General features: G+C 73.3%; 6 protein-coding genes. 1 reads left to right on the forward strand and 5 read right to left on the reverse strand.

The annotated features are described in order from the left end of the window. Positions 1-13 precede the first annotated feature (13 nt). Positions 14-607 (reverse strand): bifunctional pyr operon transcriptional regulator/uracil phosphoribosyltransferase PyrR, encoded by a 594-nt coding sequence (pyrR, locus tag L7D48_RS26250; protein WP_237883193.1) that lies wholly within the window; start codon positions 605-607, stop codon positions 14-16. 266 nt (positions 608-873) lie between these two features. On the opposite strand from pyrR, the gene bldD reads away from it, so the two are divergent. Further along, positions 874-1,374, forward strand: coding sequence for a transcriptional regulator BldD (gene bldD, locus L7D48_RS26255; RefSeq protein ID WP_206351914.1), 501 nt, complete (start codon positions 874-876; stop codon positions 1,372-1,374). Between the two features lie 199 nt (positions 1,375-1,573). On the opposite strand, the gene nusB is transcribed toward bldD, so the two are convergent. From nusB to L7D48_RS26275, 4 genes are all read right to left on the reverse strand, one after another. Next, a complete protein-coding gene (gene nusB / locus L7D48_RS26260) occupies positions 1,574-2,002 on the reverse strand; it encodes a transcription antitermination factor NusB (RefSeq protein ID WP_237883185.1) in 429 nt (142 codons plus the stop codon). Between the two features lie 2 nt (positions 2,003-2,004). Next, a complete protein-coding gene (gene efp / locus L7D48_RS26265) occupies positions 2,005-2,571 on the reverse strand; it encodes an elongation factor P (RefSeq protein ID WP_237883187.1) in 567 nt (188 codons plus the stop codon). A 57-nt stretch (positions 2,572-2,628) separates the two neighbouring features. After that, positions 2,629-3,747: an aminopeptidase P family protein gene (locus tag L7D48_RS26270; protein WP_237883189.1), complete on the reverse strand. Its 1,119-nt coding sequence runs from the start codon at positions 3,745-3,747 to the stop codon at positions 2,629-2,631. Between the two features lie 108 nt (positions 3,748-3,855). Then, positions 3,856-4,540 (reverse strand): AAA family ATPase (locus tag L7D48_RS26275; protein ID WP_237883191.1); only part of this gene is annotated, 685 nt, incomplete at its 5' end.

A 4,540-nucleotide genomic window follows, 5' to 3' on the forward strand; every position in this document is an offset into this window, starting at 1 on the left:
GGAGCGGGGGGCGCTACCGCTCGCCGGACGGGGCGGCCCCCGCCTCGCGGCGCTCGCCCAGGAGCACGCCGTCGCGGCCGTCCTCCTCGGCGAGCCGGACCTTGACCGTCTCCCGCAGCGACGTGGGGAGGTTCTTGCCGACGTAGTCGGCGCGGATCGGCAGTTCGCGGTGGCCGCGGTCGACCAGGACCGCGAGCTGCACGGCGCGGGGGCGGCCGATGTCGCCGAGCGCGTCGAGCGCGGCCCGGATGGTGCGGCCGGAGAAGAGCACGTCGTCGACGAGGACGACCAGGCGCCCGTCGACGCCCTCGGCCGGGATCTCGGTGCGGGCCAGGGCGCGGGCGGGGCGCATCCGCAGATCGTCGCGGTACATGGTGATGTCGAGGGAGCCGACCGGCAGCGGGCGGCCGGTGATCTCCTCCAGCTTGGCCCCCAGCCGCCTGGCCAGGTGCGCGCCGCGGGTGGGGATACCGAGGAGCACCACGTCGTCGGCGCCCTTGGCGCGCTCGACGATCTCGTGGGCGATGCGGGTGAGGACCCGCGCGATGTCCGGTGCCTCCAGCACGGGGCGGACCGGGCCGGGACCGTTGCCGTCCAGTTCTCCCATGGATGTGTCCACGGTAAACGGACCTCCTTCCCCGCCTCACGGGACGGGCCTTAAAGGACGTCGGATGGTGCGCCGTCAACGGTACCAGCCCTCCCGGAGGGGCCGTCCGGGGCGTCCGCTCCGGGCGCCCGCCGGGGCTGTTCCCCGCCCGGGAGCGCGGGCCCGCGACTCCTGTGCACCCCCGGTATGGACCGGCCCGGCTTGACGCCGTACATTACGCTGCGTAACATCACAGTGAGTTACGAAGACGTCCTCCGGGGAGCCATATGTCCAGCGAATACGCCAAACAGCTCGGGGCCAAGCTCCGCGCCATCCGCACCCAGCAGGGGCTCTCCCTCCACGGTGTCGAGGAGAAGTCCCAGGGCCGCTGGAAGGCGGTCGTGGTCGGCTCGTACGAGCGCGGCGACCGCGCCGTGACCGTGCAGCGGCTGGCCGAGCTGGCGGACTTCTACGGCGTCCCGGTGCAGGAGCTGCTGCCGGGCAGCACGCCGGGCGGAGCCGCCGAGCCGCCGCCGAAGCTCGTTCTGGACCTGGAGCGGCTGGCCCACGTGCCGTCCGAGAAGGCGGGCCCGCTGCAGCGGTACGCCGCGACGATCCAGAGCCAGCGCGGCGACTACAACGGCAAGGTGCTGTCGATCCGCCAGGACGACCTGCGCACTCTCGCCGTCATCTACGACCAGTCGCCCTCGGTGCTGACCGAGCAGCTCATCAACTGGGGTGTGCTGGACGCCGACGCCCGTCGCGCCGTCCAGCACGAGGAGGCCTGAGGCACTCCCCCGCGGCGCCGCCGACACCGCCACCGGGCGGGCCCCGTCGAGGGGTTCCGCTCCCGGTGGCGGTCGCGTTCCGCGCCGCTGCCCGGGGGCCTTTGACGGCGAGGGGCCCGGGACACCCGTCGGGTGTCCCGGGCCCCTCGCCGCTTCCCGGATACGGCGGCCCCGGCCCGGATCGCCCGGACCGGACCGCTCAGACGCGCTTCAGCGTCGGCTTGAGCTCCTTCAGCCGGCCCAGCAGGCCGTTGACGAATGTCGGGGATTCGTCGGTGGAGAACTCCTTGGCGAGCTGCACCGCCTCGTCGATCACCACCGCGTCGGGTACGTCGTCCTCCCAGATCAGCTCGTACGCGCCGAGCCGCAGGAGGTTGCGGTCCACCGACGGCATCCGGTCCAGCGTCCAGCCGACGGCGTAGGTGGCGATCAGCTCGTCGATCCGGTCCGCGTGCTCCGCGTACCCCTCGACGAGCTGCATCGTGTACTCGCCGACCGGCGGCTGCCGCTCGTCGGTCCGCGCGTGCCGGATCCAGTCCGCCAGCACGGCCGTCACGGCGCTGTCGCGCTGGTCGGCCTCGAACAGGATCTGGAAGGCCCGTTTACGTGCCTTGGTGCGGGCTGCCACGGTTAGCTGTTCACCCGGCCGAGGTACTCACCGGAGCGGGTGTCGACCTTGATCTTCTCACCGGTGGTGATGAAGAGCGGAACGCCGATCTCGTAGCCGGTCTCCAGGCGGGCGGGCTTGGTGCCGCCGGTGGAGCGGTCGCCCTGGACGCCCGGCTCGGTGTACTCGATGACCAGCTCGACGGCGGCGGGCAGTTCGATGAACAGCGGGTTGCCCTCGTACACGGCGACCGTGCACTCCTGGCCCTCCAGCAGGTAGTTGGCGGCGTCGCCGACGACCTCGGGGGTGATGGGCATCTGGTCGTAGGTCTGGGTGTCCATGAAGACGAAGTCGGCGCCGTCCTTGTAGGAGAACTGCATGCCGCGCCTGTCCACGGTGGCCGTCTCGACCTTGGTGCCGGCGTTGAAGGTCTTGTCGACCACCTTGCCGGAGAGCACGTTCTTGAGCTTGGTGCGGACGAAGGCGCCGCCCTTGCCGGGCTTGACGTGCTGGAACTCGACAACGGACCAGAGCTGGCCCCCTTCGAGCTTGAGCACCATGCCGTTCTTGAGGTCGTTCGTGGTGGCCACGGTCGCGGAATCTCCTGAGACTGCTGCTGCGGAAGACCGAAGGACCACGCCCCCGTGTCACAGGGCGAGCAGTTCCTTGGTCGTGATGGTGAGTAGCTCCGGTCCGCCGTCCGCCTGCGGGCGGACGACGAGCGTGTCATCGATCCGGACGCCGCCCCGTCCCGGGAGGTGGACCCCCGGTTCGACGGTGACCGGCACACAAGCGTCCAGTTTACCCATGGCCGCGGGCGACAGCCGAGGGTCCTCGCCGATTTCCAGCCCCACGCCGTGCCCGGTGCCCGCTTCCAGGAAGTCACCGTACCCGGCCGCCTCCAGCGGCTGGCGGGCGGCCCGGTCGACCTCACGGTACTCCGTTCCCGGCAGCAGTGCCTCCCGCCCGGCGCGCTGGGCCGCGAAGACCAGCTCGTACAACTCGATCTGCCAGTCGGCGGGGGCCGGGCCGATGACGAAGGTGCGGCCGACCTGGCAGCGGTAGCCGCGGTAGCGGGCGCCCAGCCGCACGCTCAGGAAGTCGCCCTCCTCCACCCGCCGGTCCCCGGGTCGGTGGCCGGGCAGACCGGAGTTGCGGCCCGTGCCGACGCAGGTGGGGAAGGCGGGGCCGTCGGCGCCGTGGTCCATCAGGCGCCTCTCCAGCTCCAGCGCCAGATGGCGCTCGGTGCGGCCCACCAGGATGGACTCCAGCAGCTCGCCGAGCGCGTGGTCGGTGATCTCCGCGGCGACGCGCAGGGCCGCCAGCTCCCCCTCGTCCTTGACCAGGCGCTGCTGCTCCACGGCGCGGCCCAGGTCGGCCAGGCGCAGCCGGGGCGCGGCCGCGGCCAGGGCCCGGTGCCGGGCCACGGTGAGGTCGTGCTCCTCCACCGCCAGCAACTCGGTCCCGGGCCGGGACGCCGCCAGTTCGGCGGCGGCGACGGCCGGGTCGGACACGTCCCCGGGCAGAACGGCGCAGCGCAGGTCGCCCGTGGCGCACGGCGGCCCGGTGCGTCCGTCGGTGGCGGGCACGGCCGGGCTCACCAGGGTGTCGTGGCCGTCCGCCCCGAGCAGCAGGACCGCTCCGGGGGCGGACCAGCCGGTCAGGTAGCGGACGTTGGCGGGCCGGGAGACCAGGGCGGCCTCACCGCCCGTCGCCGTCCAGCGGTCGCGCAGTCGGCCGCGGCGGGCCACGTACACCTCGGACATGCCCCTGAGCGTACGCAGCGTGACGCTCGGTGGCGTCCCGACACGTCCGGACGGCCGCCGTACGGACGCCCCGCCGTACCCGCCACCGGACCGGTCCGGCCGCGTGCGCTACCAGCTCGGCGGGCTGGTGAGCGCGCGGGCCACGGCCTCGTCCAGCAGGCGTGCGGTGGTGGCCACGTCCTGCCGGGAGTTGTCGATGATCGGCAGGCCGGAGCCGTACCAGCCGGCCATCCGCCCGTGGATGCGGGCGACCTCCTCGTCCGACAGCCGGCGGTTGCCGGTGCGCTCGGCGTTGCGCTCCAGGACGATCTCCAGGCCGGGCAGCAGCACCACCGGGATCAGGCCGGGGCCGACGTGCCGCTTCCAGCCGCCGAGGCCGACGACGGGCCGGTCGGGGAAGACCGCGTCGTCCAGGATGCAGGAGATGCCGTTGGCCAGGAAGTTCCGGGCGGCGAAGCCGCAGGTGCGGCGGGCGAGGCGGTACTGCGCCTCGGAGTGCTCGTTCCAGCCGGACTGGGGGTCGGCGAAGCCGGAGCGCACCCATTCGCGGACGTCGTCCAGGCTGATGTGCGCGGTGGGCACGCGGCGGGTGTCCGCCCAGTACCGGGCCACGGTGGTCTTGCCGGCGCCGGCCGGGCCTATCAGCAGGACGGCGACGGCGGCGGTGTGCGCGGCCTCCACCGTGACGGGGCCGGCGGCCGGGTCGGCCGTGCCCGATATCTGCACCGGTGCGCCGGGCGGCAGCCGGAGGTGGCCGGTGGCGTCCGGGGCCTGGGGCGGAGGAGCCGGGGTG

Origin of the sequence: Streptomyces sp. ICN903 (genome assembly GCF_022015835.1) — a bacterium.
GTDB lineage: Bacteria > Actinomycetota > Actinomycetes > Streptomycetales > Streptomycetaceae > Streptomyces > Streptomyces fenghuangensis.

What these genes read in the sequence shown, in the direction of transcription:
- pyrR (WP_237883193.1), bottom strand. Translation starts at nt 607, where the DNA reads ATGGGAGAACTGGACGGCAACGGTCCCGGCCCGGTCCGCCCCGTGCTG.
- L7D48_RS26270 (WP_237883189.1), bottom strand. Translation starts at nt 3,747, where the DNA reads ATGTCCGAGGTGTACGTGGCCCGCCGCGGCCGACTGCGCGACCGCTGG.
- bldD (WP_206351914.1), top strand. Translation starts at nt 874, where the DNA reads ATGTCCAGCGAATACGCCAAACAGCTCGGGGCCAAGCTCCGCGCCATC.